General features: G+C 67.3%; 36 protein-coding genes. All 36 read left to right on the forward strand.

Annotated features, from left to right (window positions below; all coding sequences use genetic code 11):
- Positions 1–91 precede the first annotated feature (91 nt).
- The 36 genes from AB0O15_RS14735 (at position 92) to rpsK (ending at position 24,546) form a co-directional block, all read left to right on the forward strand.
- The gene (locus AB0O15_RS14735; protein WP_364318452.1) at positions 92–3,979 is read left to right on the forward strand and encodes a DNA-directed RNA polymerase subunit beta'; all 3,888 of its coding nucleotides are present in this window, start codon (positions 92–94) and stop codon (positions 3,977–3,979) included.
- 100 nt (positions 3,980–4,079) lie between these two features.
- The gene (locus AB0O15_RS14740) at positions 4,080–4,391 is read left to right on the forward strand and encodes a hypothetical protein (protein WP_364319027.1); all 312 of its coding nucleotides are present in this window, start codon (positions 4,080–4,082) and stop codon (positions 4,389–4,391) included.
- A gap of 42 nt (positions 4,392–4,433) precedes the next feature.
- Entirely contained in the window at positions 4,434–4,916 is a 483-nt protein-coding gene (locus AB0O15_RS14745; protein WP_364318454.1) for a hypothetical protein, read from the forward strand.
- Positions 4,917–5,286: 370 nt separating this feature from the next.
- Positions 5,287–5,661, forward strand: a complete 375-nt coding sequence (rpsL, locus tag AB0O15_RS14750) for a 30S ribosomal protein S12 (RefSeq protein WP_014440718.1) — start codon at positions 5,287–5,289, stop codon at positions 5,659–5,661.
- A gap of 1 nt (position 5,662) precedes the next feature.
- A complete protein-coding gene (gene rpsG / locus AB0O15_RS14755) occupies positions 5,663–6,133 on the forward strand; it encodes a 30S ribosomal protein S7 (RefSeq protein WP_364318456.1) in 471 nt (156 codons plus the stop codon).
- A 42-nt stretch (positions 6,134–6,175) separates the two neighbouring features.
- A complete protein-coding gene (fusA, locus tag AB0O15_RS14760) occupies positions 6,176–8,272 on the forward strand; it encodes an elongation factor G (RefSeq protein ID WP_364318458.1) in 2,097 nt (698 codons plus the stop codon).
- Positions 8,273–8,389: 117 nt separating this feature from the next.
- Positions 8,390–9,583, forward strand: coding sequence for an elongation factor Tu (tuf, locus tag AB0O15_RS14765; RefSeq protein ID WP_364318460.1), 1,194 nt, complete (start codon positions 8,390–8,392; stop codon positions 9,581–9,583).
- A 356-nt stretch (positions 9,584–9,939) separates the two neighbouring features.
- Positions 9,940–10,248: a 30S ribosomal protein S10 gene (rpsJ, locus tag AB0O15_RS14770; RefSeq protein ID WP_007073037.1), complete on the forward strand. Its 309-nt coding sequence runs from the start codon at positions 9,940–9,942 to the stop codon at positions 10,246–10,248.
- An 11-nt stretch (positions 10,249–10,259) separates the two neighbouring features.
- Positions 10,260–10,910 (forward strand): 50S ribosomal protein L3, encoded by a 651-nt coding sequence (rplC, locus tag AB0O15_RS14775; RefSeq protein ID WP_364318462.1) that lies wholly within the window; start codon positions 10,260–10,262, stop codon positions 10,908–10,910.
- Positions 10,907–11,554 carry a 50S ribosomal protein L4 gene (gene rplD, locus AB0O15_RS14780; RefSeq protein WP_364318464.1) on the forward strand — a complete coding sequence of 216 codons (648 nt, stop codon included), beginning with the start codon at positions 10,907–10,909 and terminating at the stop codon, positions 11,552–11,554. The genes rplC and rplD overlap by 4 nt, the downstream gene beginning before the upstream one ends.
- Positions 11,551–11,853: a 50S ribosomal protein L23 gene (gene rplW, locus AB0O15_RS14785; protein WP_364318466.1), complete on the forward strand. Its 303-nt coding sequence runs from the start codon at positions 11,551–11,553 to the stop codon at positions 11,851–11,853. The genes rplD and rplW overlap by 4 nt, the downstream gene beginning before the upstream one ends.
- A gap of 13 nt (positions 11,854–11,866) precedes the next feature.
- Positions 11,867–12,706: a 50S ribosomal protein L2 gene (rplB, locus tag AB0O15_RS14790; RefSeq protein ID WP_364318467.1), complete on the forward strand. Its 840-nt coding sequence runs from the start codon at positions 11,867–11,869 to the stop codon at positions 12,704–12,706.
- 12 nt (positions 12,707–12,718) lie between these two features.
- On the forward strand, positions 12,719–13,000 hold the full coding sequence (gene rpsS / locus AB0O15_RS14795; protein ID WP_045745036.1) for a 30S ribosomal protein S19: 282 nt from the start codon (positions 12,719–12,721) through the stop codon (positions 12,998–13,000).
- 39 nt (positions 13,001–13,039) lie between these two features.
- Positions 13,040–13,495 carry a 50S ribosomal protein L22 gene (gene rplV / locus AB0O15_RS14800; protein WP_364318470.1) on the forward strand — a complete coding sequence of 152 codons (456 nt, stop codon included), beginning with the start codon at positions 13,040–13,042 and terminating at the stop codon, positions 13,493–13,495.
- Positions 13,495–14,349: a 30S ribosomal protein S3 gene (rpsC, locus tag AB0O15_RS14805; RefSeq protein ID WP_285685165.1), complete on the forward strand. Its 855-nt coding sequence runs from the start codon at positions 13,495–13,497 to the stop codon at positions 14,347–14,349. Before rplV ends, rpsC begins: the two co-directional genes overlap by 1 nt.
- Positions 14,350–14,352: 3 nt before the next feature.
- Positions 14,353–14,778, forward strand: coding sequence for a 50S ribosomal protein L16 (rplP, locus tag AB0O15_RS14810; protein ID WP_285685166.1), 426 nt, complete (start codon positions 14,353–14,355; stop codon positions 14,776–14,778).
- Complete coding sequence (gene rpmC / locus AB0O15_RS14815) at positions 14,778–15,011, forward strand: 50S ribosomal protein L29 (protein WP_364318472.1); 234 nt, start codon at positions 14,778–14,780, stop codon at positions 15,009–15,011. The genes rplP and rpmC overlap by 1 nt, the downstream gene beginning before the upstream one ends.
- Positions 15,008–15,283: a 30S ribosomal protein S17 gene (rpsQ, locus tag AB0O15_RS14820; protein ID WP_364318474.1), complete on the forward strand. Its 276-nt coding sequence runs from the start codon at positions 15,008–15,010 to the stop codon at positions 15,281–15,283. Before rpmC ends, rpsQ begins: the two co-directional genes overlap by 4 nt.
- Positions 15,284–15,378: 95 nt before the next feature.
- A complete protein-coding gene (gene rplN / locus AB0O15_RS14825; RefSeq protein WP_015619002.1) occupies positions 15,379–15,747 on the forward strand; it encodes a 50S ribosomal protein L14 in 369 nt (122 codons plus the stop codon).
- Positions 15,744–16,064: a 50S ribosomal protein L24 gene (gene rplX / locus AB0O15_RS14830; RefSeq protein ID WP_364319029.1), complete on the forward strand. Its 321-nt coding sequence runs from the start codon at positions 15,744–15,746 to the stop codon at positions 16,062–16,064. The genes rplN and rplX overlap by 4 nt, the downstream gene beginning before the upstream one ends.
- Positions 16,064–16,633, forward strand: a complete 570-nt coding sequence (gene rplE / locus AB0O15_RS14835) for a 50S ribosomal protein L5 (RefSeq protein WP_364318476.1) — start codon at positions 16,064–16,066, stop codon at positions 16,631–16,633. Before rplX ends, rplE begins: the two co-directional genes overlap by 1 nt.
- A gap of 2 nt (positions 16,634–16,635) precedes the next feature.
- On the forward strand, positions 16,636–16,821 hold the full coding sequence (locus AB0O15_RS14840; RefSeq protein WP_014440734.1) for a type Z 30S ribosomal protein S14: 186 nt from the start codon (positions 16,636–16,638) through the stop codon (positions 16,819–16,821).
- Between the two features lie 73 nt (positions 16,822–16,894).
- Positions 16,895–17,302, forward strand: coding sequence for a 30S ribosomal protein S8 (gene rpsH / locus AB0O15_RS14845; protein WP_364318478.1), 408 nt, complete (start codon positions 16,895–16,897; stop codon positions 17,300–17,302).
- Between the two features lie 14 nt (positions 17,303–17,316).
- Positions 17,317–17,856 carry a 50S ribosomal protein L6 gene (gene rplF / locus AB0O15_RS14850; protein ID WP_364318480.1) on the forward strand — a complete coding sequence of 180 codons (540 nt, stop codon included), beginning with the start codon at positions 17,317–17,319 and terminating at the stop codon, positions 17,854–17,856.
- Positions 17,857–17,906: 50 nt separating this feature from the next.
- On the forward strand, positions 17,907–18,248 hold the full coding sequence (rplR, locus tag AB0O15_RS14855; protein WP_364319031.1) for a 50S ribosomal protein L18: 342 nt from the start codon (positions 17,907–17,909) through the stop codon (positions 18,246–18,248).
- Positions 18,249–18,260: 12 nt separating this feature from the next.
- Positions 18,261–18,884 carry a 30S ribosomal protein S5 gene (gene rpsE / locus AB0O15_RS14860; RefSeq protein WP_364318482.1) on the forward strand — a complete coding sequence of 208 codons (624 nt, stop codon included), beginning with the start codon at positions 18,261–18,263 and terminating at the stop codon, positions 18,882–18,884.
- On the forward strand, positions 18,884–19,066 hold the full coding sequence (gene rpmD / locus AB0O15_RS14865) for a 50S ribosomal protein L30 (RefSeq protein ID WP_364318484.1): 183 nt from the start codon (positions 18,884–18,886) through the stop codon (positions 19,064–19,066). The genes rpsE and rpmD overlap by 1 nt, the downstream gene beginning before the upstream one ends.
- Entirely contained in the window at positions 19,066–19,515 is a 450-nt protein-coding gene (gene rplO / locus AB0O15_RS14870; RefSeq protein ID WP_364318486.1) for a 50S ribosomal protein L15, read from the forward strand. Before rpmD ends, rplO begins: the two co-directional genes overlap by 1 nt.
- A gap of 212 nt (positions 19,516–19,727) precedes the next feature.
- Positions 19,728–21,074, forward strand: a complete 1,347-nt coding sequence (secY, locus tag AB0O15_RS14875; protein WP_364318488.1) for a preprotein translocase subunit SecY — start codon at positions 19,728–19,730, stop codon at positions 21,072–21,074.
- Between the two features lie 65 nt (positions 21,075–21,139).
- The gene (locus tag AB0O15_RS14880; protein ID WP_364318490.1) at positions 21,140–21,793 is read left to right on the forward strand and encodes an adenylate kinase; all 654 of its coding nucleotides are present in this window, start codon (positions 21,140–21,142) and stop codon (positions 21,791–21,793) included.
- A 3-nt stretch (positions 21,794–21,796) separates the two neighbouring features.
- Positions 21,797–22,642 carry a type I methionyl aminopeptidase gene (map, locus tag AB0O15_RS14885; RefSeq protein WP_364318492.1) on the forward strand — a complete coding sequence of 282 codons (846 nt, stop codon included), beginning with the start codon at positions 21,797–21,799 and terminating at the stop codon, positions 22,640–22,642.
- Between the two features lie 47 nt (positions 22,643–22,689).
- Positions 22,690–22,923 carry a hypothetical protein gene (locus tag AB0O15_RS14890; RefSeq protein ID WP_364318494.1) on the forward strand — a complete coding sequence of 78 codons (234 nt, stop codon included), beginning with the start codon at positions 22,690–22,692 and terminating at the stop codon, positions 22,921–22,923.
- Between the two features lie 237 nt (positions 22,924–23,160).
- Complete coding sequence (infA, locus tag AB0O15_RS14895) at positions 23,161–23,382, forward strand: translation initiation factor IF-1 (RefSeq protein ID WP_007073013.1); 222 nt, start codon at positions 23,161–23,163, stop codon at positions 23,380–23,382.
- Positions 23,383–23,411: 29 nt separating this feature from the next.
- Positions 23,412–23,525 (forward strand): 50S ribosomal protein L36, encoded by a 114-nt coding sequence (rpmJ, locus tag AB0O15_RS14900; protein ID WP_023358216.1) that lies wholly within the window; start codon positions 23,412–23,414, stop codon positions 23,523–23,525.
- Between the two features lie 154 nt (positions 23,526–23,679).
- Positions 23,680–24,060: a 30S ribosomal protein S13 gene (gene rpsM, locus AB0O15_RS14905; RefSeq protein ID WP_364318496.1), complete on the forward strand. Its 381-nt coding sequence runs from the start codon at positions 23,680–23,682 to the stop codon at positions 24,058–24,060.
- 78 nt (positions 24,061–24,138) lie between these two features.
- Positions 24,139–24,546: a 30S ribosomal protein S11 gene (gene rpsK / locus AB0O15_RS14910; RefSeq protein ID WP_020513613.1), complete on the forward strand. Its 408-nt coding sequence runs from the start codon at positions 24,139–24,141 to the stop codon at positions 24,544–24,546.
- The last annotated feature ends 10 nt before the right edge of the window (positions 24,547–24,556 follow it).

Below are 24,556 nucleotides of genomic sequence, written 5' to 3' on the forward strand. Positions count from 1 at the left end.
CGGAGTGCGGCGTCCGGTGGCCTGAGGCCGCCGGACGCCGCCCCGCCGGCCTGGAATTTATCCGAGCAACGAAACACGAGGGATAGTCCAAGTGCTCGACGTCAACTTCTTCGACGAGTTGCGCATCGGCCTTGCTACCGCTGACGACATCCGCCAGTGGTCGCACGGCGAGGTCAAGAAGCCCGAGACGATCAACTACCGCACGCTCAAGCCCGAGAAGGACGGACTCTTCTGCGAGAAGATCTTCGGTCCGCAGCGGGACTGGGAGTGCTACTGCGGCAAGTACAAGCGGGTCCGGTTCAAGGGCATCATCTGTGAGCGCTGCGGCGTCGAGGTGACCCGGTCCAAGGTCCGCCGTGAGCGCATGGGTCACATCGAGCTGGCCGCGTCGGTCACGCACATCTGGTACTTCAAGGGTGTGCCGAGCCGGCTGGGCTACCTGCTCGACCTGGCGCCCAAGGACCTCGAGAAGATCATCTACTTCGCGTCGTACGTGGTCACCAAGGTCGATGCCGAGGCGCGTCACCGCGATCTGTCGACGATCGAGAACGAGATCTTCGCCGAGAAGCGGCAGTCCGAGAACAGCCGCGACTCGACGATCGAGGGTCGCGCCGCCAAGCTCGAGCAGGACCTGTCCGAGCTGGAGGCCGAAGGCGCCAAGGCCGACGTCCGCCGCAAGGTCAAGGAGGCCGGCGAGCGGGAGATGCGCCAGATCCGTGACAAGGCGCAGCGTGAGATCGACCGGCTCGACGAGGTGCTCGACACCTTCCGCAAGCTCGACGCCAAGCAGCTGGTCACCGACGAGCTGCTCTACCGCGAGCTCCGGGACCGCTTCGGCGAGTACTTCGAGGGCGGCATGGGCGCCGAGGCGATCAAGGCGCTGCTGCAGAACATGGACCTGGACGCCGAGGCCGAGTCGCTGCGGGAGACCATCCGCACCGGCAAGGGCCAGCGCAAGATCCGTGCGCTGAAGCGGCTCAAGGTCGTCGCCGCGTTCCTGAACACCCGCAACTCGCCGCTGGGCATGGTGCTCGACTGCGTCCCGGTCATCCCGCCGGACCTGCGCCCGATGGTGCAGCTCGACGGTGGCCGCTTCGCGACCAGCGACCTGAACGACCTGTACCGCCGGGTGATCAACCGGAACAACCGGCTCAAGCGCCTGATCGACCTGGGCGCGCCCGAGATCATCGTGAACAACGAGAAGCGGATGCTGCAGGAGGCCGTCGACGCGCTGTTCGACAACGGCCGCCGCGGCCGGCCGGTCACCGGCCCGGGTAACCGTCCGCTGAAGTCGCTGTCCGACATGCTCAAGGGCAAGCAGGGCCGGTTCCGGCAGAACCTGCTGGGCAAGCGCGTCGACTACTCCGGCCGTTCGGTCATCGTCGTCGGCCCGCGGCTCAAGCTGCACCAGTGCGGTCTGCCCAAGCAGATGGCCCTGGAGCTGTTCAAGCCGTTCGTGATGAAGCGCCTGGTCGACCTGAACCACGCGCAGAACATCAAGTCGGCCAAGCGGATGGTGGAGCGCCAGCGTCCGGTCGTGTGGGACGTCCTCGAAGAGGTCATCAGCGAGCACCCGGTGCTGCTGAACCGCGCGCCGACCCTGCACCGCCTGGGCATCCAGGCCTTCGAGCCGCAGCTGGTCGAGGGCAAGGCGATCCAGATCCACCCGCTGGTCTGCACCGCGTTCAACGCGGACTTCGACGGCGACCAGATGGCGGTGCACGTGCCGCTGTCCGCCGAGGCGCAGGCCGAGGCCCGGATCCTGATGCTCTCGTCGAACAACATCCTCAAGCCGGCCGACGGCAAGCCGGTGACCATGCCCACCCAGGACATGATCATCGGGCTGTACTACCTGACCCACCTCACGCCGGGCGGCGTGGGCGAGGGCCGGGTGTTCAGCTCGGACGCCGAGGCGCGGATGGCGTTCGACAACGGCGAGCTCCACCTGCAGGCCCCGGTGAAGATCCGCCTTCAGGAGGTCGCCGGCGTCGACAACGGCAAGGGCGCCGCCTGGGAGCAGCCGGAAGGCTGGCAGCCGGGCGACCAGGTGCTGGTCGAGACCACGCTGGGCCGGGTGATCTTCAACGAGACCCTGCCGCCGGGCTACCGGTACGTCAACTACGAGATCCGCAAGGGTCAGCTGTCGGCGATCGTCAACGACCTCGCCGAGCGCTTCCCCAAGGTCGCGCTGGCCGCGACCCTGGACGCGCTCAAGGAGGCCGGCTTCCACTGGGCCACCTGGTCCGGCGTGACGATCGGCATGGGCGACGTCATCGGGCCCCCGCGCAAGCCGGAGATCCTGGCCAAGTACCAGACCGAGGCCGACCGGATCGACAAGCAGTACCAGCGTGGCCTGATGACCGCCGAGGAGCGTCGCGGCGAGCTCATCGAGATCTGGACCAAGGCGACCAACGAGATCTCCAAGGAGATGGAGACCGCGCTGCCGCAGGAGAACCCGCTCTGGGTGATGATCAACTCCGGCGCCCGCGGTAACCTCCTCCAGCTCCGGCAGATCGCCGCGATCCGTGGTCTGGTGGCCAACCCCAAGGGCGAGATCATCCCGCGGCCGATCACGTCGTCGTACCGCGAGGGTCTGACCGTGCTGGAGTACTTCATCTCCACGCACGGCGCACGGAAGGGTCTGGCCGACACCGCGCTGCGTACCGCTGACTCGGGTTACCTGACCCGGCGTCTGGTGGACGTGTCGCAGGACGTCATCATCCGCGAGGAGGACTGCGGCACCGACCGGGCGATCCCGATGACGGTGCTGAGCCGGAACCAGGCGGGCGAGCTCGAGCTCGACACGCACGCCGAGACCGGCATCCACGCGCGGACCATCGCCGACGACATCACCGATGCCGACGGCAACGTGGTGGTCGCCCGGGGCGAGGATCTCAACTCGATCCTGGTCGACAAGCTGGTGGCGGTGGGTACCGAGACGGTGCGGGTACGCAGCGTCCTGACCTGCGAGTCCAAGCTGGGCGTCTGCGCGGCCTGCTACGGCCGTTCGCTGCCGACCGGCAAGGCGGTCGACATCGGCGAGGCGGTCGGCATCATCGCGGCCCAGTCCATCGGTGAGCCGGGCACGCAGCTGACGATGCGTACCTTCCACACCGGTGGTGTCGCGGGTGAGGACATCACCCAGGGTCTGCCGCGGGTCCAGGAGATCTTCGAGGCCCGTGTGCCCAAGGGCAAGGCGCCCATCGCCGACACCCCGGGCCGCGTGCGGATCGAGGACGGCGAGCGGTCCCGCAAGATCGTGGTTGTCCCGGACGACGGCAGCGAAGAGATCGTGTACGACAAGATCTCGAAGCGCGTCAAGCTGCGGTACCACGACGGCGAGCACGTCGGCGTCGGCGAGAAGCTGACCGAGGGCACCATCGACCCGCACGAGCTTCTGCGGATCATGGGTCCGCGGGCGGTCCAGGTCCACCTGACCCAGGAGGTCCAGGAGGTCTACCGCTCGCAGGGTGTGCTCATCCACGACAAGCACATCGAGATCATCATCCGCCAGATGCTCAAGCGGGTCACGGTCATCGACTCGGGCGCCGCGGAGTTCCTGCCGGGCATCCTGGTCGACCGGGCGCTCTTCGAGTCGGAGAACCGCCGGATCGTCGGCGAGGGTGGCGAGCCCGCCGCCGGTCGTCCGGTGCTCATGGGTATCACCAAGGCCTCGTTGGCGACCGACTCCTGGCTCTCGGCGGCCTCCTTCCAGGAGACCACCCGGGTGCTCACCGACGCTGCGATCAACTCGCGCAGCGACTCGCTGGTGGGCCTCAAGGAGAACGTCATCATCGGCAAGCTCATCCCGGCCGGTACGGGCATCAGCAAGTACCGCAACATCCGGGTCGAGCCGACCGAGGAGGCCAAGGCCAAGGTGTACTCGATGACCGGGTACCCGGAGACCGACTACGGCTTCGGGCCGGCCAGCGGGCAGGCTGTGCCGCTGGACGACTTCGATTTCGGGTCGTACCGCTAGGTCTGATCGATACCGGAGGGCGGCCACGTGTGAGCGTGGCCGCCCTCCGGGCTTTAATGGGTACGTGACACTTCCCGCCGCCGTGCCCACCCGGCACCCGATGGACCCGGAACCGGCGTCGTCCACCAAGGCCCGCGCGGTCTTCGCGCTCGGCCTGACCGCGCTGATCACCGGTCCGCTGGTCGGTGGGGTGATCCCGGCCACGATCGCGCTCGTGATGGCCCGGCAGACGCATCGCCAGCAGTTCGCCGCGGCGGGCTACCTGACCGGCAACAAGTGGGTGCGCCGCGGCCGCGGACTGGCCTGGGCGGGCATCGTGCTGGCCCTCACGGCCCTGGTCGTGGCGGTCATCGTCGGCCTGCTCCACCTGGCCGGTCCGGGCGGGCAAGACTTCGACACCACGACCGACTGAGGCGGGCTGCGCCCTCTCACGTTCGGGTGACAAGCTTGGGGTATGACGTACCCGGGCCATCCTTACCCTCAAGCTGGGCCGCCGCAGGGGCCGCCGGGCCCGCCGCCTCCGCCTGAGGACGGTCGCTGGCAGCCGGCCCGCATCGATCCGGTCGGCGGCACCGAGTACGGACTGGTTCAGATCCAGGTGCCCCCGGTGGTCTCCGGACAGGCGACCGGCGCGATGATCGCCGGCATCGGTTCGATCGTCGTCTCGCTGCTGGTCTTCTGCTTCGGCTCGGCCGGCGCGTCCGCGGGCTGGGGCGGGCTGGTGGCCGGGGCGTTCACCCTGCTGGCCGTGCTGATCGGCGGCGGCGCGGTGGCCGTCGGGCTGGTCGCCAGCCGACAGATCCGCAGGTCAGGGCGCGATGGCATGCTTCGTTTCACCGGCCGCGGCCAGGCCATCGCGGGCATTTCCTGTGGCGCCACGGGCGTGGGAATAGCCCTGCTCGCCCTGGGGTTCTCCCTCTTGGTGCAAGTCTCCTGACGGTGCCCGCTCGCGGAATCAGGACACCCGGTACACTTGACCGTGCGGAGATATCCATCATGGCTGGCGGGGTTCGTTTTGACCGCTGAGCCTGAGGTGGGTAATCTTCCTCCTCGTGCCTGGGCTTGCCCGGGCAAGTCGTGCGTGCGCCCAGAGTCGTAGGCAAGACCGGGGCAGCAGCACGGCTCGGGCCAGGCGCCCGAACAAGAACAAGACTCGCCGCGCGTTATCGCAACGCGCGGCGGGACCGTGAGCCGGACGACACGCCCGACCGCGGGTGTCGGACGATCCCCCCGGGTCGTTCGACACATAACGCATACGAAGACGGTGCGGCCGTGAGGAATGCGGCCGAAGGGAGCGGAGAAACCCGGTGCCCACGATCCAGCAGCTGGTCCGAAAGGGCCGCCAGGCTAAGACGAGCAAGACCAAGACGCCGGCGCTGAAGGGGAGCCCTCAGCGGCGCGGCGTGTGCACGCGCGTCTACACCACCACCCCCAAGAAGCCCAACTCTGCGCTGCGCAAGGTCGCTCGTGTGAAGCTGAGCAGCCAGATCGAGGTGACGGCGTACATCCCGGGCGTCGGCCACAACCTGCAGGAGCACTCGATCGTGCTCGTGCGTGGCGGTCGTGTGAAGGACCTCCCGGGCGTCCGCTACAAGATCGTCCGTGGTTCGCTGGACACCCAGGGTGTCCGCAACCGCAAGCAGGCCCGCAGCCGTTACGGCGCGAAGAAGGAGAAGAGCTGACATGCCTCGTAAGGGCCCCGCTCCGCGCCACCCGGTGGTCGCTGACCCGGTGTACAACTCGCCGTTGGTCACCCAGCTGGTGAACAAGATCCTGGTCGCCGGCAAGCGTGCGCTCGCCGAGCGCATCGTCTACGGCGCTCTCGAGGGCTGCCGGGAGAAGAACGGCACCGACCCCGTGGTGACGCTCAAGCGCGCCATGGACAACGTCAAGCCGACCCTCGAGGTCCGCAGCCGCCGCGTCGGTGGCGCGACCTACCAGGTGCCGGTCGAGGTTCGTACCCCTCGGCAGACCACCCTGGGCCTGCGCTGGCTGGTTCAGTACTCCAAGGCCCGCCGCGAGAAGACCATGATCGAGCGGCTGCAGAACGAGCTGCTGGACGCCAGCAATGGCCTCGGCGCCGCGGTGAAGCGTCGCGAGGACACCCACAAGATGGCGGAGTCCAACAAGGCCTTCGCGCACTACCGGTGGTAGTCAACCACCACCTGACGACGACGAAGACGAAGAGGGATTGAAGTGGCCGCCGCAGACGCGCTCGCCAACGTACGCAACATCGGCATCATGGCGCACATCGACGCTGGTAAGACCACGACGACCGAGCGCATCCTGTTCTACACCGGCATCACGTACAAGATCGGTGAGGTCCACGAGGGCGCTGCCGTCATGGACTGGATGGAGCAGGAGCAGGAACGCGGGATCACGATCACCTCCGCCGCCACCAAGTGCGAGTGGAAGGGTCACACGATCCAGATCATCGACACGCCGGGCCACGTCGACTTCACGGTCGAGGTGGAGCGGTCGCTTCGTGTTCTGGATGGTGCCGTCGCGGTGTACGACGGTGTGGCCGGCGTCGAGCCGCAGACCGAGAACGTCTGGCGGCAGGCCGACAAGTACAACGTCCCGCGCATGTGCTTCGTCAACAAGCTGGACCGCACCGGCGCGGACTTCTTCCGCTGCGTGCAGATGATGATCGACCGGCTGAACGCGACGCCGCTCGTGCTGCAGATCCCGATCGGCCTCGAGGGCGACCACATCGGCGTCGTCGACCTGATCGGCATGCGCGCGCTCACCTGGCGTGGGGAGACCCAGAAGGGTGACGACTACGCGATCGAGGAGATCCCGGCCGAGCTGGTCGACTCCGCGACCGAGTGGCGCGAGAAGCTGATCGAGACCCTGGCCGACGTCGACGACGAGGTCATGGTCAAGTACCTCGACGGTGTGACGCTCAGCGAGGCCGAGATCAGGGCCGCCATCCGGCGTTCCACGATCGCCAGCAAGGCCAACCCCGTGCTGTGCGGTTCGGCGTTCAAGAACAAGGGCGTTCAGCCCATGCTCGACGCGGTGGTCGAGTTCCTGCCGTCGCCGCTGGACATCCCGGCCATCGAGGGCCTCGCGACCGACGGCGAGACGCCGCTGCTGCGCAAGCCGTCGAACTCGGAGCCGTTCTCCGGCCTGGCCTTCAAGATCCAGACCGACAAGCACCTCGGTAAGCTCACCTACTTCCGGGTCTACTCCGGAACGGTGGAGACCGGGTCCCAGGTGGTCAACTCCACCAAGGACCGCAAGGAGCGGATCGGCAAGATCTACCAGATGCACGCGAACAAGCGTGAGGAGCGCTCGTCGGCGCAGGCCGGCGACATCATCGCGGTGCAGGGTCTGAAGCAGACCACCACCGGCGACACGCTCTGCGACCCGCAGAACCCGGTCGTCCTGGAGTCGATGACGTTCCCGGAGCCGGTCATCCAGGTCGCCATCGAGCCGAAGACCAAGTCCGACCAGGAGAAGCTCGGTGTCGCGATCCAGCGGCTGGCCGAGGAGGACCCGACCTTCCGCGTCTGGAACGACGAGGAGACCGGTCAGACCGTCATCGCCGGCATGGGCGAGCTCCACCTCGACATCCTCGTCGACCGCATGCGGCGCGAGTTCAACGTCGAGGCGAACATCGGTAAGCCTCAGGTCGCGTACCGCGAGACCATTCGCGGCACGGTCGAGAAGCTCACGTTCGTGCACAAGAAGCAGACCGGTGGCTCGGGCCAGTACGCGAAGGTCGTCGTCACGGTCGAGCCGCTGCCGCTCGAGGCCGACGGCCCGACCTACGAGTTCGTCAACGCCGTCAGCGGTGGCCGCATCCCCAAGGAGTTCATCCCCTCGGTGGACGCGGGCGCCCAGGACGCCCTGCAGTACGGCGTGCTGGCCGGCTACCCGCTGGTCGGCGTCAAGCTGACCCTGGTGGACGGCCAGTACCACGAGGTCGACTCGTCCGAGATGGCGTTCAAGATCGCCGGCTCGATGGTGATGAAGGAGGCGGCCCGCAAGGCCGACCCCGCGCTGCTCGAGCCGATGATGGCGGTCGAGGTGACGACGCCCGAGGACAACATGGGCGACGTGATCGGCGACCTGAACTCCCGCCGTGGTCTGATCCAGTCGATGGAGGAGCGCTCCGGCGCTCGCGTCGTCAAGGCTTCGGTACCGCTGTCGGAGATGTTCGGCTACGTCGGCGACCTGCGGTCGAAGACTCAGGGCCGGGCGAGCTACAGCATGCAGTTCGACTCCTACGCCGAGGTTCCCGCGAACGTGGCGAAGGAGATCATCGCGAAGGCCACTGGCGCCTGATGCGGTGAGGCGCGTGCGGTCCGTCGAGGGCCGCACGCGCACGAGCAGTCGACAGAGTCCCCATCGCCTGACCGGGCGTGCCGGGCGAGAAGAAACCAAGTCCACAGGAGGACACCAGTGGCGAAGGCTAAGTTCGAGCGGACTAAGCCGCACGTCAACATCGGCACCATTGGTCACATCGACCACGGTAAGACGACGCTGACTGCGGCCATCACTAAGGTCCTGCACGACGAATACCCGGACCTGAACCCGTACACCCCGTTCGACGAGATCGACAAGGCGCCGGAGGAGAAGGCCCGCGGCATCACGATCTCGATCGCACACGTCGAGTACCAGACCGCGTCGCGCCACTACGCGCACGTGGACTGCCCCGGCCACGCCGACTACATCAAGAACATGATCACCGGTGCCGCGCAGATGGACGGCGCGATCCTGGTGGTCGCCGCCACCGACGGCCCGATGCCGCAGACCAAGGAGCACGTGCTCCTGGCCCGCCAGGTCGGCGTTCCGTACATCGTCGTCGCCCTGAACAAGAGCGACATGGTGGACGACGAGGAGCTCCTGGAGCTCGTCGAGCTCGAGGTTCGCGAGCTGCTCAGCACCTACGAGTTCCCGGGCGACGACCTGCCGGTCGTGCGCGTCTCGGCGCTCAAGGCGCTCGAGGGCGACGCCGAGTGGACCGGGAAGCTCATGGAGCTGATGAACGCGGTCGACACCGCGATCCCGCAGCCCGAGCGTGACACCGAGAAGCCGTTCCTCATGCCCATCGAGGACGTCTTCACGATCACCGGTCGTGGCACCGTGGTGACGGGTCGCGCCGAGCGCGGCATCCTGAAGCCGAACGAGGAGGTCGAGATCGTCGGCATCCGCGAGAAGTCGACGAAGACCGTCTGCACCGGCATCGAGATGTTCCGCAAGCTGCTCGACGAGGCCCGCGCGGGTGAGAACGTCGGTCTCCTGCTCCGCGGCATCAAGCGCGAGGACGTCGAGCGCGGCATGGTCGTGGTCAAGCCCGGCTCGGCGACCCCGCACACGGAGTTCGAGGGCCAGGTCTACATCCTCTCCAAGGAGGAGGGCGGCCGGCACACCCCGTTCTTCCAGAACTACCGCCCGCAGTTCTACTTCCGCACCACGGACGTCACCGGCGTCGTCACGCTGCCCGAGGGCACCGAGATGGTCATGCCGGGCGACTCCACCAGCATGTCGGTCAAGCTGATCCAGCCGATCGCCATGGACCAGGGCCTGAAGTTCGCGATCCGCGAGGGTGGCCGCACCGTCGGCGCCGGCACGGTCACGAAGATCAACGTCTGATCGAGAATTATTCACGCCGGTGAAGGCCAAGTGCCCTCGCCAAGGCCGATCGGGACTCCCGGTAGGTCGTGAATAACTCTCGAAGGTGACCCCGATTAGCATCGCCGCGCTCGATACGGCATACTAGTCAGGTTGCGTCCGCGCGGGGTGGCCAGATGCCTCAGGCAACTGGTCACCCTCGCCGGGTGTCCGGTGTGTTCTATGGCCACCGGCACCCCGATCCCCCGCTCCAAGGGTTTTGGGAAGTCGCTGTAGTACGTCGGTAATTGCGACACGCCCGACCGCGGGGGTCGGACAAACAGGCGAAGGATGGCCTTCGCACGTAGCGGCATCGAGAGAAGGAAACAGAAGCCACCATGGCGGGACAGAAGATCCGCATCCGGCTCAAGGCCTATGACCACGAGGTAGTCGACTCCTCGGCGCGGAAGATCGTCGAGACGGTGACGCGTACCGGTGCTCAGGTTGCTGGCCCGGTGCCGCTGCCCACGGAGATCAACCGTTTCTGCGTGATCCGTTCGCCGCACAAGTACAAGGACTCGCGCGAGCACTTCGAGATGCGCACGCACAAGCGTCTGATCGACATCATCGACCCGACTCCGAAGACGGTCGACTCGCTCATGCGTCTCGACCTGCCGGCTGGCGTCGACATCGAGATCAAGCTGTAGGGATCGCGATCATGGACAGGCAAGTGAAGGGCATTCTGGGCGCCAAGCTCGGCATGACCCAGGTCTGGGACAACAACAAGGTTGTCCCGGTCACTGTGGTGCAGGCCGGCCCATGCGTGGTGACCCAGGTCCGCACCCCCGAGGCCGACGGCTACGCCGCGGTCCAGCTGGCGTACGGCGCCATCGACCCGCGCAAGGTGAGCAAGCCGAAGAGCGGCCACTTCGCGAAGGCCAACGTGTCGCCGCGGCGGCACGTCGTCGAGCTGCGTACCACCGACGCCGGTGAGTACGAGCTCGGCCAGGAGGTCACGGTCGAGACGTTCCCGGTCGGCACGCCGATCGACGTCACCGGCAAGACCAAGGGCAAGGGCTACGCCGGTGTCATCAAGCGGCACGGCTTCCACGGTCTGAAGGCCAGCCACGGTGTCGAGCGCAAGCACCGCTCGCCCGGCTCCATCGGCGCCTGCGCGACCCCGGGTCGCGTCTTCAAGGGCGTGCGGATGGCCGGTCGGATGGGTGGCCGGCGCTTCACCGTGCAGAACCTCACGGTGCAGGCGGTCGACACCGAGAACAACATCATCCTCGTCAAGGGCGCCGTTCCCGGCCCCAAGGGCGCGCTGATCCTGGTCCGCACCGCGGCCAAGAAGGGCGGTGCGGAATGAGCTCGGTCGACGTGATCAACGCCAAGGGCGAGAAGACCGGTTCGGTCGATCTGCCCGACAGCGTCTTCGACGTGCAGGCCAACATCCCGCTGATGCACCAGGTCGTGGTGGCCCAGCTCGCGGCCGCCCGGCAGGGCACGCACAAGGCCAAGACGCGCGGCGAGGTCGCCGGCGGCGGCAAGAAGCCGTACAAGCAGAAGGGCACCGGTCGTGCCCGCCAGGGCTCGATCCGCGCACCGCAGTTCGCCGGCGGTGGCGTGGTGCACGGCCCGCTGCCCCGCGACTACAGCCAGCGGACGCCCAAGAAGATGAAGGCCGCCGCCCTGCGTGGCGCCCTCTCCGACCGGGCCCGTGAGGGTCGGGTGCACGTGGTCGAGTCGTTCATCGACGGCGACACCCCGTCCACCAAGACCGCCGTCGCCGTGCTGCGCAAGGCGACCCAGAGCGTCAAGGTGCTCGTCGTCCTGGACTCCGAGGACCACGTCGCGTGGTACTCGCTCCGCAACGACGCCGGCGTGCACCTGCTCGAGGCGGGTCAGCTGAACACGTACGACGTGCTGGTCGCCGACGAGGTCGTCTTCACCAAGGCGGCTCTCGACGAGTTCCTCGGCCGGACCGAGACCTCCGGGGAGGGGGACAAGTGACCACGATCGCCGACCCGCGGGACATCATCTTCGCGCCCGTGATCTCGGAGAAGAGCTACAGCGTTCTCGACCAGAACTGGTACACGTTCCTGGTCGACCCGAACGCCAACAAGACGCAGATCAAGATCGCGATCCAGCAGATCTTCGACGTCCGCGTGCTGACCGTGAACACGGCGAACCGCGAGGGCAAGCGCAAGCGCACCCGGACCGGCTTCGGGCAGCGCAAGGCCACCAAGCGCGCGATGGTCAAGCTGGCGGAAGGCGACCGGATCGACGCCTTCGGCGGACCGGTCAGCTAAGGGGTTATGACTCATGCCTATCCGTAAGTACAAGCCGACGACTCCCGGTCGTCGTGGCTCGAGCGTCTCGGACTTCGCCGAGATCACCCGGTCCACGCCGGAGAAGAGCCTGCTGGCTCCGCTGCCCAAGAAGGGTGGCCGCAACGTCCACGGTCGCATCACCACGCGGCACCAGGGCGGTGGCCACAAGCGGCAGTACCGGCTGATCGACTTCCGCCGCAACGACAAGGACGGCGTGCCGGCCAAGGTCGCGCACATCGAGTACGACCCGAACCGGACCGCCCGCATCGCTCTGCTGCACTACATCGACGGCGAGAAGCGCTACATCATCGCGCCGAAGGACCTCAAGCAGGGTGACCCGGTCGAGTCCGGCGTGGGCGCGGACATCAAGCCGGGTAACAACCTGCCGCTCCGCAACATCCCGGTCGGTACGACGGTCCACAACGTGGAGCTTCGTCCCGGCGGTGGCGCCAAGCTGGCCCGTTCGGCCGGCGTCGGCATCCAGCTGCTCGGTCGCGAGGGTGTCTACGCCACGCTGCGTATGCCCTCCGGCGAGATCCGTCGCGTCGACGTGCGCTGCCGCGCCACCGTCGGCGAGATCGGTAACGCCGACCAGTCGAACATCAACTGGGGCAAGGCCGGCCGCATGCGGTGGAAGGGCAAGCGCCCGACCGTCCGTGGTGTCGCCATGAACCCGATCGACCACCCGCACGGTGGTGGTGAGGGTAAGACCTCGGGTGGTCGTCACCCGGTGAACCCGGGGGGTAAGCCTGAGGGCCGTACCCGTCGCAAGGGCCAGCCGAGCGACAAGCTGATCGTTCGCCGCCGCTACGCCACCCGCAAGCGCGGGTAACGGGAGTAGAAGATGCCTCGCAGCCTGAAGAAGGGCCCGTTCATCGACGACCACCTCCTCAAGAAGGTGGAAGTCCAGAACGAGAAGAACTCGAAGAACGTCATCAAGACCTGGTCGCGACGCTCGACGATCATTCCCGACATGCTCGGGCACACGATCGCCGTGCACGACGGACGTAAGCACGTCCCGGTGTTCGTCACCGAGGCCATGGTCGGCCACAAGCTCGGCGAGTTCGCTCTGACCCGTACGTTCAAGGGTCACGAGAAGGACGACCGCAAGAGCCGTCGCCGCTAACGCAGATTCACGGATAAAGAGGATTTAGGAGCTACAGCGATGCCAGTCAAGGGCGACGCTCCGGTGCTTCCGGGCGCGCGGGCGGTTGCGCGGCACGTGCGCATCTCGCCGAACAAGGCGCGCCGGGTGGTCAACCTCGTCCGCGGTCTGCCCGCGAAGGAGGCTCTCACCGTCCTGCAGTTCGCGCCCCAGGCTGCGAGCGAGCAGGTCTACAAGGTGCTGGCCAGCGCGATTGCGAACGCGGAGAACAACGAGCGACTCGACCCGGACGCGCTCCTGGTGAGTGAGGCGTTCGTCGACGAGGGTCCGACGCTCAAGCGGTTCCGGCCGCGGGCGCAGGGCCGGGCGTACCGGATCCGCAAGCGCACCTGCCACATCACCATCGCGGTCGAGGCGGTCCAAGTGGCCCGTCCGGCCAAGAAGGCCGCACCGGCCAAGAAGGCCGAGCCGGCCGTCGAGCCGCAGAAGGCCGAGACCACGGAGGACACCGAGTAATGGGTCAGAAAGTTCACCCCACCGGATTCCGCCTCGGCATCTCCACCGACTGGAAGAGCCGCTGGTTCGCGGACAAGCTCTACAAGGACTACATCGGCGAGGACGTCAAGATCCGCCGGATGATGTCCAAGGGCCTGGAGCGCGCCGGCATCTCCAAGGTGGACATCGAGCGGACCCGGGACCGGGTTCGCGTCGACATCCACACCGCCCGGCCGGGCATCGTCATCGGCCGTAAGGGCGCGGAGGCCGACCGTATCCGCGGCGAGCTCGAGAAGCTGACCGGCAAGCAGGTCCAGCTGAACATCCTCGAGGTCAAGTACCCGGAGTCGGACGCGCAGCTGGTCGCCCAGGCGGTGGCCGAGCAGCTGTCCAGCCGGGTCAGCTTCCGCCGCGCGATGCGCAAGGCCATGCAGTCGGCCATGAAGAACCCGATCTGCAAGGGCATCCGGGTGCAGGTCTCCGGCCGTCTCGGCGGCGCGGAGATGAGCCGCACGGAGTTCTACCGTGAGGGTCGCGTCCCGCTGCACACGCTGCGCGCGAACATCGAGTACGGCTTCTTCGAGGCCCGTACCACGTTCGGTCGCATCGGCGTGAAGGTGTGGATCTACAAGGGCGACGCCGTCGCCGGCCGCGAGGCCGTGCAGGAGGCGCCCGCCCGTCCGCGCCGGGACCGCGCCGAGCGTCCCGCCCGTCGTGGCCGTTCCGGTTCGTCCGGCACGACCGCGGGCGGCACCGAGGCCGGCCGCGCCGCCGCTCAGTCTCGCGGTGGCGACACCCCGACCGGTGAGTCGACCTCTGACGCGGCCGTCGCTGCGGCGCCGGCCGTCGCCGACCCGCAGCCGAAGGAGGGCTGACACATGCTGATGCCGCGCAAGCCCCCGAAGGGCTTCCGCAAGCCGCACCACCCGGACCGCCACGGCGCGTCCAAGGGCGGCAATCGGGTGGTCTTCGGCGAGTTCGGTATCCAGGCGCTGGAGCCGGCCTACGTGACCAACCGGCAGATCGAGTCGGCTCGTATCGCGATGACCCGCCACATCAAGCGTGGTGGCAAGGTCTGGATCTCGATCTTCCCCGACCAGGCGCTGACCAAGAAGCCCGCCGAGACCCGGATGGGTTCCGGTAAGGGCTCGCCCGAGTGGTGGGTGGCCAACGTCAAGCCGGGCCGGATCCTGTTCGAGATGTCGTTCCCGAACGAGACTGTGGCCCGCGAGGCGATGCGCCGCGCGATCCACAAGCTTCCGATGAAGTGCCGCATCGTGACACGCGAAGGAGTGGAGAGCTGATGGCAGCGGGCGTTAAGGCAGCCGAGCTGCGCGACCTCTCCGACGAGGAGCTGGTCACGAAGCTGCGGGAGGCCAAGGCGGAGCTGTTCAATCTCCGTGTGCAGGGCGCTACCGGCCAGATGGACAACCACCGCCGGCTCCAGGTGGTCCGCAAGGACATCGCCCGGATCTACACGATCATGCGTGAGCGGGAGCTGGGCCTCTCGGTCGCGCCGGATGAGGTGACCGCATGAGTGACAACACCACCGCTACCGCGCGGCCCCGGCGCAAGGTGCGCGAGGGGCTCGTGGTCAGCGACAAGATGGACAAGACCGTCATCGTCGAGGTTGAGGACCGCGTCAAGCACGCCCTCTACGGCAAGGTGCTCCGTCGGACCCGCAAGCTGAAGGTGCACGACGAGCAGAACGCGTGCGGCACCGGCGACCGGGTCTCGATCATGGAGACGCGTCCGCTGTCCGCCACCAAGCGCTGGCGGATCGTGGAGATCCTCGAAAAGGCCAAGTGAGTACGCCGGGCCGGCTCCACCGGCCCGGCGGACCATCGTTCCGCCAAGCTCCGACCGCTCCGGCGTCGGAGAACTGGCAGACATAGGAGACAGACGTGATTCAGCAGGAGTCGCGACTCCGCGTCGCTGACAACACGGGTGCCAGGGAGATCCTGTGCATCCGCGTGCTCGGTGGCTCCGGTCGCCGCTACGCGAGCATCGGCGATGTGATCGTGGCCACGGTCAAGGACGCCATCCCGGGCGCGGGTGTAAAGAAGGGTGACGTCGTCAAGGCGGTCATCGTCCGCACCGCCAAGGAGAAGCGCCGTCCGGATGGCTCGTACATCCGCTTCGACGAGAACGCCGCCGTCATCATCAAGGACGGCGGGGACCCCCGCGGTACGCGCATCTTCGGCCCGGTCGGCCGTGAGCTGCGCGACAAGCGGTTCATGAAGATCATCAGCCTGGCGCCGGAGGTGCTCTGACCGTGAAGATCAAGAAGGGCGACACGGTCGTCGTCATCGCCGGCAAGGACAAGGGCGCCAAGGGCAAGGTCATCGCGGCCTACCCGACGCGTGACAAGGTCCTGGTCGAGGGCGTGAACCGCATCAAGAAGCACGAGCGCATCCGCACGACGCAGCGCGGCGCCAAGACGGGCGGCATCGTCACGCAGGAAGCCGCGATCCACATCTCGAACGTGCAGATCCTGGACTCGGACGGCAAGCCGACCCGCGTCGGTTACCGCGTCGACGACAACGGCCAGAAGGTCCGTATCGCGCGTAGCAACGGTAAGGACCTGTGATGACCGCAGCCACCGAGACCAAGACCCTGCCCCGGCTCAAGCAGAAGTACCGCAGCGAGGTCATCTCCTCGTTGCAGGAGCAGTTCAAGTACGGCAACCCGATGCAGATCCCCGGCCTGGTCAAGGTCGTGGTGAACATGGGTGTCGGCGAGGCTGCCCGGGACGCCAAGCTGATCGACGGCGCGGTCCGTGACCTGACCACGATCACCGGTCAGAAGCCGCTGATCCGCCGGGCCACCAAGTCCATCGCGCAGTTCAAGCTCCGCGAGGGCATGCCGATCGGCGCGAAGGTCACCCTTCGCAACGACCGAATGTGGGAGTTCCTGGACCGGCTGCTGTCGATCGCGCTGCCGCGTATCCGTGACTTCCGCGGCCTGGACGGGCGCAAGCTCGACGGGCACGGCAACTACACGTTCGGCCTGACCGAGCAGTCGGTGTTCCACGAGATCGACCAGGACAAGATCGATCGCACCCGGGGCATGGACATCACCGTGGTAACCACCGCCACGACCGACGACGAGGGCCGGGCGCTGCTCAAGCTCCTGGGCTTCCCGTTCAAGGAGAACTGAGCATGGCTAAGAAGGCGCTGATCATCAAGGCGGCCGCGAAGCCGAAGTTCGCCGTGCGGGCATACACCCGGTGCCAGAAGTGCGGTCGCCCGCACTCGGTCTACCGCAAGTTCGGCCTGTGCCGGGTTTGCGTGCGGGACATGGCCCACCGCGGTGAGCTCCCCGGCGTGTCGAAGGCTTCCTGGTAACCAAGAGCAATACCGCTTCGCCGTAGGCCCTGAACCCACGGGGAACCCCGGCGAGAAAGGTTGACGAATACCCATGACGATGACGGACCCGATCGCAGACATGCTCACGCGTCTGCGTAACGCCAACCAGGCGTACCACGACAAGGTGACGATGCCCTTCTCGAAGATCAAGGCGAACATCGCCGAGGTCCTCAAGGCCGAGGGTTACATCGCCTCCTGGTCGTCGGAGGACCCCGAGGAAGGCGCAGTCGGCAAGCGCCTGGTCGTTGAGCTGAAGTACGGCCAGAGCCGTGAGCGCAGCCTCGCCGGCATCAAGCGAGTGTCCAAGCCCGGCCTCCGGGTGTACGCGAAGTCCGACGAGCTCCCCCGGGTGCTCGGTGGCCTGGGCGTCGCGATCATCTCGACGTCACAGGGGCTGCTGACCGACCGGCAGGCCCGCAAGCGGAGCGTTGGCGGGGAAGTCCTCGCCTACGTCTGGTAACGGGAGAACCTGACATGTCGCGAATCGGACGCAAGTCGATCCCGGTCCCTTCCGGCGTCGACATCACGATCACGGGCCGGACCGTCAAGGTCAAGGGCCCCAAGGGCGAGCTCTCGCACACCGTCGCCGAGCCGATCACGGTCGAGCAGGCGGACGGTGAGCTGCACGTCAACCGCCCGAACGACGAGCGCCGGGCCAAGGAACTGCACGGCCTGTCGCGTACCCTGGTCGCCAACATGATCGTCGGCGTCACCGAGGGCTACAAGAAGACGCTGGAGATCAACGGCACCGGTTACCGCGTGACCGCCAAGGGCAAGGACCTTGAGTTCGCCCTGGGCTTCTCGCACCCGGTCCCGGTGCCCGCGCCGGCCGGCATCACCTTCTCGGTGGAGCGGCCGACGCAGTTCACCGTCTCGGGCATCGACAAGCAGCTGGTCGGCGAGGTCGCCGCGAACATCCGGAAGATCCGCCCGCCGGAGCCCTACAAGGGCAAGGGCGTCAAGTACCAGGGCGAGGTCATCCGCCGCAAGGCTGGAAAGGCAGGTAAGAAGTGACCGCCACGCTCCTCAAGCGCCGCAACGGTGGCGGAGCCGCCGCGAAGCGGATCGTCGGGAAGGCGCGCCGGCACTTCCGGGTCCGCAAGAACGTCCGCGGCACCGCCGAGCGCCCGCGCCTGGTCGTCACCCGTTCCTCGCGGCACATCACCGCGCAGATCATCGACGATCTTCAGGGCCACACGCTGGTCTCCGCCTCGACCCTCGACGCCTCCCTGCGGGGCACCGAGGGCGACAAGAGCGCCCTGGCCGGCAAGGTCGGCGCTCTTCTCGGCGAGCGGGCCAAGGCCGCTGGACTGTCCAAGGTCGTCTTCGACCGCGGTGGCAACCGGTACGCGGGGCGAATCGCCGCGCTGGCCGACGCTGCCCGCGAAGCCGGACTCGAGTTCTAGGAAGGAATACCAATGCCTGGTCAGCAGCGCCGTGGCGGCGGGTCCGGCGGCAACAACGAAGGTGGCGGCCGCCGGGACAACCGCCGTGAGGGCGGTCGCGGCAACGCGCCCGCCGAGAAGACTCCCCACCTCGAGCGGGTGGTCGCGATCAACCGTGTCGCGAAGGTCGTGAAGGGTGGTCGTCGCTTCAGCTTCACCGCCCTGGTGATCGTCGGTGACGGAGACGGCACCGTCGGCATCGGATACGGCAAGGCCAAGGAGGTGCCCGCGGCGATCGCCAAGGGTGTCGAGGAGGCCAAGAAGCACTTCTTCAAGGTGCCCCGGATCGGCGCCACGATCCCGCACCCGATCACCGGCGAGGCCGCCGCGGGTGTCGTGCTCCTCAAGCCGGCGTCCGCCGGTACCGGCGTCATCGCCGGTGGCCCGGTGCGTGCCGTGCTGGAGTGCGCGGGCATCCACGACGTCCTCAGCAAGAGCCTGGGGTCGTCGAACCCGATCAACATCGTGCACGCGACGGTGACCGCGCTCAAGGGCCTGGAATCGCCGGAGATGGTCGCGGCTCGCCGTGGCCTGCCGGTCGAGGACGTCGCCCCGGCGGCCATGCTCGCGTCGCGGGCGGAAGCGGCGGTGCGCTGATGGCCCGTTTGAAGGTCACCCAGACCCGGTCCGCCATCGGGCGTAAGCAGAACCAGCGGGACTCCCTGCGGTCGCTCGGCCTGAAGCGGATCAACGATGTAGTGGTCCAGGAGGACCGGCCCGAGATCCGGGGCATGATCTTCGCCGTGAGCCACCTGGTGAACGTCGAGGAGGTCGAGTAATGCCGATCAAGGTCCACCACCTGCGCCCCGCGCCCGGCGCCAAGACCGCCAAGACCCGTGTCGGTCGTGGTGAGGGCTCCAAGGGCAAGACCGCCGGTCGCGGTACCAAGGGCACCGGCGCGCGGAAGAACGTCTCCGCGGCGTTCGAGGGTGGGCAGATGCCCATCCACATGCGCCTGCCGAAGATGAAGGGGCTCAAGAACAAGCCCCTGAACAAGGTCGTCTTCCAGGTCGTCAACCTGGACCGGCTCGCCGAACTGTTCCCCAACGGCGGCGAGATCGGCCCGGCCGAGCTGACCGAGGCCGGCGCGGTTCGCAAGAACCAGCCGGTCAAGGTGCTGGGCTCCGGCGACCTCAACGGCGTCAAGCTGACCGTGAAGGCGCACGCCTTCAGCGAGTCGGCCAAGGAGAAGATCGCAGCCGCCGGCGGGTCCACCACCGAGCTGTGAAGCTTGTGGGGGTGCTCGCCCGGGCGCCGAGAGTGGCGCCCGGGCAGCATCCCCTTTGTGACGTCTGATGCACCTCGGGGCCGATGAGGCCACCGTGACTGACCGCAGGCGTTCACGACTGTTAGAGTCCGATCCCAGCTAAGAACATCGGTCGTCCGGACCGAACCACCTCGTCCGCCAGACCGGCGGTGACCTCGCGCAGGAGGAAGAAGTTGCTCTCCGCCTTTGCCAGTGCGTTCCGTACGCCTGACCTGCGCAAGAAACTGCTGTTCACAGTAGCGATCATTGCGGTGTACCGGCTCGGTGCGACCCTGCCCAGCCCCGGCGTCTCCTACACGAACGTCCGGAACTGTCTGGACACCCTCGACCAGTCCGGCGAGGCCGGCGGCGTGCTCACGCTGCTCAACCTCTTCTCCGGCGGCGCCCTTCTCCAGCTCTCGGTCTTCGCGCTCGGCATCATGCCGTACATCACCGCGTCGATCATCCTGCAGCTGTTGACGGTGGTCATCCCGCGGCTCGAGCAGCTGCGCAAGGAAGGCCAGTCCGGTCAGGCCAAGATCACGCAGTACACCCGGTACCTGACCCTGGGCCTGGCCATCCTGCAGTCCTCGGCCTTCGTGGCCCTGGCCCGCACCGGCCAGCTGTTCGCCAACCAGTGCCCGCAGGACCAGGCGAACTTCCAGATCATCCCCGAGAACACCGGCATCCCGACGTGGCTCACGCTGGCCGTCCTGGTGCTCACGATGACCGCCGGCACCGGTGTGGTCATGTGGCTCGGCGAGCTCATCACCGACCGTGGCGTCGGCAACGGCATGTCCGTCCTGATCTTCACCTCGATCGCCGCCCGCCTCCCCGGCGAGGGCTGGACGATCAAGGAGAGCAACGGCGTCGCCAAGTTCCTGCTGGTCATCGCCCTGGTGCTGATCGTCATCACCGCGGTCGTCTTCATCGAGCAGGCTCAGCGCCGCATCCCGGTGCAGTACGCGAAGCGCATGATCGGCCGCCGGATGTACGGCGGCACCTCGACCTACATCCCCCTCAAGGTCAACCAGGCCGGTGTGGTCCCGGTGATCTTCGCTTCCTCGCTGCTCTACCTGCCGCAGCTGTACCTGCAGTTCTTCGACCCGAACAACCTCAAGGGTTACCAGCAGTGGATCCAGAACTGGCTGGCCGACCCGACGAGCTGGCTGTACATCGCCGTCTACTTCCTCATGATCATCTTCTTCACGTACTTCTACGTGTCGATCACGTTCAACCCGACCGAGGTCGCGGAGAACATGAAGAAGTACGGTGGTTTCGTCCCGGGTATCCGCCCGGGCAAGCCGACCGCCGACTACCTCGACTTCATCCTCAGCCGGATCACCCTCCCGGGCGCCCTGTACCTGGGTCTGATCTCGGTGCTGCCGAACTTCTTCTTCATCTGGCTCAATCAGTCGCAGTACCAGAACTTCCCGTTCGGTGGTACCGCAGTGCTGATCATGGTTGGTGTGGGCCTGGAGACCGTGAAGCAGATCGAGAGCCAGCTGATGCAGCGAAACTACGAAGGGTTCCTCCGGTAGTGGGGGCGCGGAGCCGGGGGGCTCTCGCGGGGTCGGTCGGTTCTCACCGAAGCGAGGCGATGTAGGTGCGGCTGGTACTGGTGGGCCCTCCCGGGGCCGGCAAGGGGACCCAGGCTGAGTTCATCGCCGCCCATCTCGCCGTACCGAAGATCTCGACCGGGGACATCTTCCGGGCCAACGTCTCGCAGGGCACGCCGCTCGGCGTGGAGGCCAAGCGTTACATGGACGCGGGTCACCTCGTTCCCGACGAGGTGACCATCAACATGGTCCGCGACCGCCTGGCCGAGCCCGACGCGGGCGACGGCTTCCTGCTCGACGGCTTCCCCCGCACGGTTCCGCAGGCCTCCGCGCTGGACAAGCTGCTCGCCGACCTCGGCACCGCGCTCGACCTGGTGATGGAGCTCGTGGTCGACGACGACGAGGTGATCCGGCGCCTTTCCGGCCGGCGCACCTGCCGTGGCTGCGGCAAGATCTGGCACGTCGAGTTCGACCCGACCAGCAAGGACAACATCTGCGACCGGTGCGGCTCCGAGCTGTTCCAGCGCGATGACGACAAGGCCGACACGATCGCCGCGCGCCTGGTGGAATACACCGACAAGACGGCGCCGCTGGTCGACTTCTTCGGCGCGCAGGGCAAGCTGGTCGGGATAGACGCCACCGGGCCGGTGGAGGACGTGACAGTGCGCGCCATCGAGGCGCTTCGGTCGTACGGAGGCTGAGCAATGCCCCGCCAGCAGCTGGACATCCAGCTGAAGACCCCTGAGCAGATCGAGTTGATGCGCGGCGCCGGCCTGGTGGTCGCCGCCGCGCTGGCCGCGATGCGCGAGGCGGTGCGGCCCGGTGTGTCCACGGGCGAGCTCGACGCGATCGCCGAGCAGGTGATCCGGGACGCCGGGGCGATCCCGTCGTTCAAGGGCTACCACGGCTTCCCGGCCTCCATCTGCGCGTCGGTGAACGAGCAGGTGGTGCACGGCATCCCGTCCGCCGGGCAGGTGCTCAAGGAGGGCGACCTGCTCTCGCTGGACTGCGGCGCGATCCTGCACGGGTGGCACGGCGACTCGGCGATCACCGTGGGCGTGGGCGAGACCGACCCCAAGCTGCTCAAGCTGGCCGAGGTGGCCGAAGACGCCATGTGGGCGGGCATCGCCGCCGCGGCGCGCGGTGTGGCCAACGGCCGGGGCCGGCTGACCGACATCTCGTTCAACATCGAGAGGTCGATCAGAAAGGCCGGTCGGTACGGCATCGTCGACGGCTACGGCGGCCACGGCATCGGCACCGAGATGCACATGGATCCACACGTGCTCAACCACGGCAAGCCGGGCAAGGGCCCGCGGCTGGTGGTCGGCATGGCCCTCGCCATCGAGCCGATGATCACGATGGGCTCGCCGCGAACCCTGGAACTGGCCGACGGCTGGACCGTGGTGACCCGGGACACCTCGGTCGCGGCGCACGTGGAACACACGATGGCGCTCTGCGACGACGGCGTGTGGGTGACCACCGCGGTCGACGGCGGCCGGGCCCGCCTGGGCGAGCTGGTAACCGCTCGCCAGCCCGCCCTGACCGGCTAGGGACACCGGTCTGGCCGATCTCTCGTCCGGGGAGCATGCTGACGGTCATGGATCGAGCGGAGATGCGGGCCGGCGACGGCGACCGTGATGCGGTGGCGGGCGTCGACGGCGACTGGGGCTTCTTCTGGCCGCTCTGGGTGGCCGGGCCGTGGGGCGTCATCCTGGTGTGGCAGACCATTTCCGGCCTGAGCAACGACGAGCCGCGGAAGTGGCACGCCAAGAACGAGCGCAAGAAGCTCAAGAAGGAGCAGAAGCGCGAGCGCAAGGAGCTCGACGAGTAGGTTTGTCGCTTTTGCGGCGCGGCGACACACCCGACCCCGGGTGTGGGGGACCTCGGTTTGGTGTCGATGCATGGGCGCGCGTACACTGGCTAGCTGGCGCGCAGCGTCCACTCTTGCATGTCCTCAGCGCTTCGAGGATCGCGGGAGCCGCGGCTGGGCCGATCTTCGGGAACTCTCCCTACGGTCGGGTGGCACTGCGAGCTAGTCCAGGAAATCTGATGTCAGGTAGCGGAGGACATGCCAAAGAAAGACGGAGCCATCGAGATCGAGGGCCGCGTGATCGAGCCCCTGCCCAACGCCATGTTCCGCGTTGAGCTGGCGAACGGTCACAAGGTACTGGCACACATCTCCGGCAAGATGCGGCAGCACTACATTCGCATCCTTCCCGAGGACAGGGTTGTCGTCGAGCTCTCGCCGTACGACCTCACCCGTGGGCGCATCGTCTACCGCTACAAGTGACACCACCCGTCTGAAAGACAAGGCAAACCGTGAAGGTCAAGCCGAGCGTCAAGCGGATCTGCAACAAGTGCCGGGTCATCCGCCGGCACGGCCGGGTCATGGTCATTTGCGACGACCCGCGCCACAAGCAGCGCCAGGGCTGACGCCTACCACCTGAACAAGCTCGTTCCAGCCGCGGTCGTCATGAGTTACGGCGATGATGTGCGGCTACACCCTCGGTCGGAGGCCGGGGCCCGCCCGGGCAGGCGGGATGGATCGGGCACAGACCTCCGAGACATCTGAGGAGCTCGCCCGCACATGGCAAGACTCGTCGGCGTCGATCTTCCCCGCGAAAAGCGGATGGAGATCGCGCTCACCTACATCTTCGGGGTCGGCCGGACCCGCTCGGTCGAGGCACTGACCGCGACCGGCATCGACGTGAACAAGCGTGCCAAGGACCTCACGGAAGAGGAGCTGGTCCAGCTCCGCGACTACATCGAGGCCAACTTCAAGGTTGAGGGCGACCTGCGCCGCGAGGTCGCCGCGGACATCCGCCGCAAGGTCGAGATCGGCTGCTACGCCGGCATCCGCCACCGCCGGGGTCTCCCCGTTCGCGGTCAGCGCACCCGGACCAACGCGCGCACGCGCAAGGGCCCGAAGCGCACGGTTGCCGGTAAGAAGAAGCCCGGTCGGAAGTAAGGCCTAAATCGGAATTGGTGGGCACGGTCCGCGTGACTCGGCCCATCTCCCAGTACTCAGTAGGAGCGCAAAAGACTTATGCCACCGAAGGCACGCGCTGGGGCCGCCGTCAAGAAGGTCCGGCGCAAGGAACGCAAGAACGTCGCCCACGGGCAGGCGCACATCAAGAGCACCTTCAACAACACCATCGTGTCGATCACCGACCCGACCGGTGCGGTCATCTCCTGGGCCTCCTCGGGCCAGGTGGGCTTCAAGGGCTCCCGCAAGTCGACCCCGTTCGCGGCGCAGCTCGCCGCGGAGGCTGCCGCGCGCCGCGCCATGGAGCACGGCATGCGCAAGGTCGACGTGTTCGTCAAGGGACCCGGCTCCGGCCGGGAGACCGCGATCCGTTCGCTGCAGGCCGCCGGCCTCGAGGTCGGTCAGATCGCCGACGTCACGCCGCAGCCGCACAACGGATGCCGTCCGCCGAAGCGTCGCCGGGTCTGAGGGATAGAGA

This window comes from Actinoplanes sp. NPDC089786 (assembly GCF_040684855.1).
Lineage (GTDB): Bacteria > Actinomycetota > Actinomycetes > Mycobacteriales > Micromonosporaceae > Actinoplanes.

Excerpts from the sequence above, each read along its gene's own strand:
- AB0O15_RS14740 (WP_364319027.1), top strand. The coding sequence starts at position 4,080 with ATGGACCCGGAACCGGCGTCGTCCACCAAGGCCCGCGCGGTCTTCGCG.
- AB0O15_RS14745 (WP_364318454.1), top strand. The coding sequence starts at position 4,434 with ATGACGTACCCGGGCCATCCTTACCCTCAAGCTGGGCCGCCGCAGGGG.
- rpsG (WP_364318456.1), top strand. The coding sequence starts at position 5,663 with ATGCCTCGTAAGGGCCCCGCTCCGCGCCACCCGGTGGTCGCTGACCCG.
- rpsJ (WP_007073037.1), top strand. The coding sequence starts at position 9,940 with ATGGCGGGACAGAAGATCCGCATCCGGCTCAAGGCCTATGACCACGAG.
- rplC (WP_364318462.1), top strand. The coding sequence starts at position 10,260 with ATGGACAGGCAAGTGAAGGGCATTCTGGGCGCCAAGCTCGGCATGACC.
- rplD (WP_364318464.1), top strand. The coding sequence starts at position 10,907 with ATGAGCTCGGTCGACGTGATCAACGCCAAGGGCGAGAAGACCGGTTCG.
- rplB (WP_364318467.1), top strand. The coding sequence starts at position 11,867 with ATGCCTATCCGTAAGTACAAGCCGACGACTCCCGGTCGTCGTGGCTCG.
- rpsS (WP_045745036.1), top strand. The coding sequence starts at position 12,719 with ATGCCTCGCAGCCTGAAGAAGGGCCCGTTCATCGACGACCACCTCCTC.
- rplV (WP_364318470.1), top strand. The coding sequence starts at position 13,040 with ATGCCAGTCAAGGGCGACGCTCCGGTGCTTCCGGGCGCGCGGGCGGTT.
- rpsC (WP_285685165.1), top strand. The coding sequence starts at position 13,495 with ATGGGTCAGAAAGTTCACCCCACCGGATTCCGCCTCGGCATCTCCACC.
- rplP (WP_285685166.1), top strand. The coding sequence starts at position 14,353 with ATGCTGATGCCGCGCAAGCCCCCGAAGGGCTTCCGCAAGCCGCACCAC.
- rpmC (WP_364318472.1), top strand. The coding sequence starts at position 14,778 with ATGGCAGCGGGCGTTAAGGCAGCCGAGCTGCGCGACCTCTCCGACGAG.
- rpsQ (WP_364318474.1), top strand. The coding sequence starts at position 15,008 with ATGAGTGACAACACCACCGCTACCGCGCGGCCCCGGCGCAAGGTGCGC.
- rplE (WP_364318476.1), top strand. The coding sequence starts at position 16,064 with ATGACCGCAGCCACCGAGACCAAGACCCTGCCCCGGCTCAAGCAGAAG.
- AB0O15_RS14840 (WP_014440734.1), top strand. The coding sequence starts at position 16,636 with ATGGCTAAGAAGGCGCTGATCATCAAGGCGGCCGCGAAGCCGAAGTTC.
- rpsH (WP_364318478.1), top strand. The coding sequence starts at position 16,895 with ATGACGATGACGGACCCGATCGCAGACATGCTCACGCGTCTGCGTAAC.
- rplF (WP_364318480.1), top strand. The coding sequence starts at position 17,317 with ATGTCGCGAATCGGACGCAAGTCGATCCCGGTCCCTTCCGGCGTCGAC.
- rpsE (WP_364318482.1), top strand. The coding sequence starts at position 18,261 with ATGCCTGGTCAGCAGCGCCGTGGCGGCGGGTCCGGCGGCAACAACGAA.
- rpmD (WP_364318484.1), top strand. The coding sequence starts at position 18,884 with ATGGCCCGTTTGAAGGTCACCCAGACCCGGTCCGCCATCGGGCGTAAG.
- rplO (WP_364318486.1), top strand. The coding sequence starts at position 19,066 with ATGCCGATCAAGGTCCACCACCTGCGCCCCGCGCCCGGCGCCAAGACC.
- map (WP_364318492.1), top strand. The coding sequence starts at position 21,797 with ATGCCCCGCCAGCAGCTGGACATCCAGCTGAAGACCCCTGAGCAGATC.
- AB0O15_RS14890 (WP_364318494.1), top strand. The coding sequence starts at position 22,690 with ATGGATCGAGCGGAGATGCGGGCCGGCGACGGCGACCGTGATGCGGTG.
- infA (WP_007073013.1), top strand. The coding sequence starts at position 23,161 with ATGCCAAAGAAAGACGGAGCCATCGAGATCGAGGGCCGCGTGATCGAG.
- rpsM (WP_364318496.1), top strand. The coding sequence starts at position 23,680 with ATGGCAAGACTCGTCGGCGTCGATCTTCCCCGCGAAAAGCGGATGGAG.
- rpsK (WP_020513613.1), top strand. The coding sequence starts at position 24,139 with ATGCCACCGAAGGCACGCGCTGGGGCCGCCGTCAAGAAGGTCCGGCGC.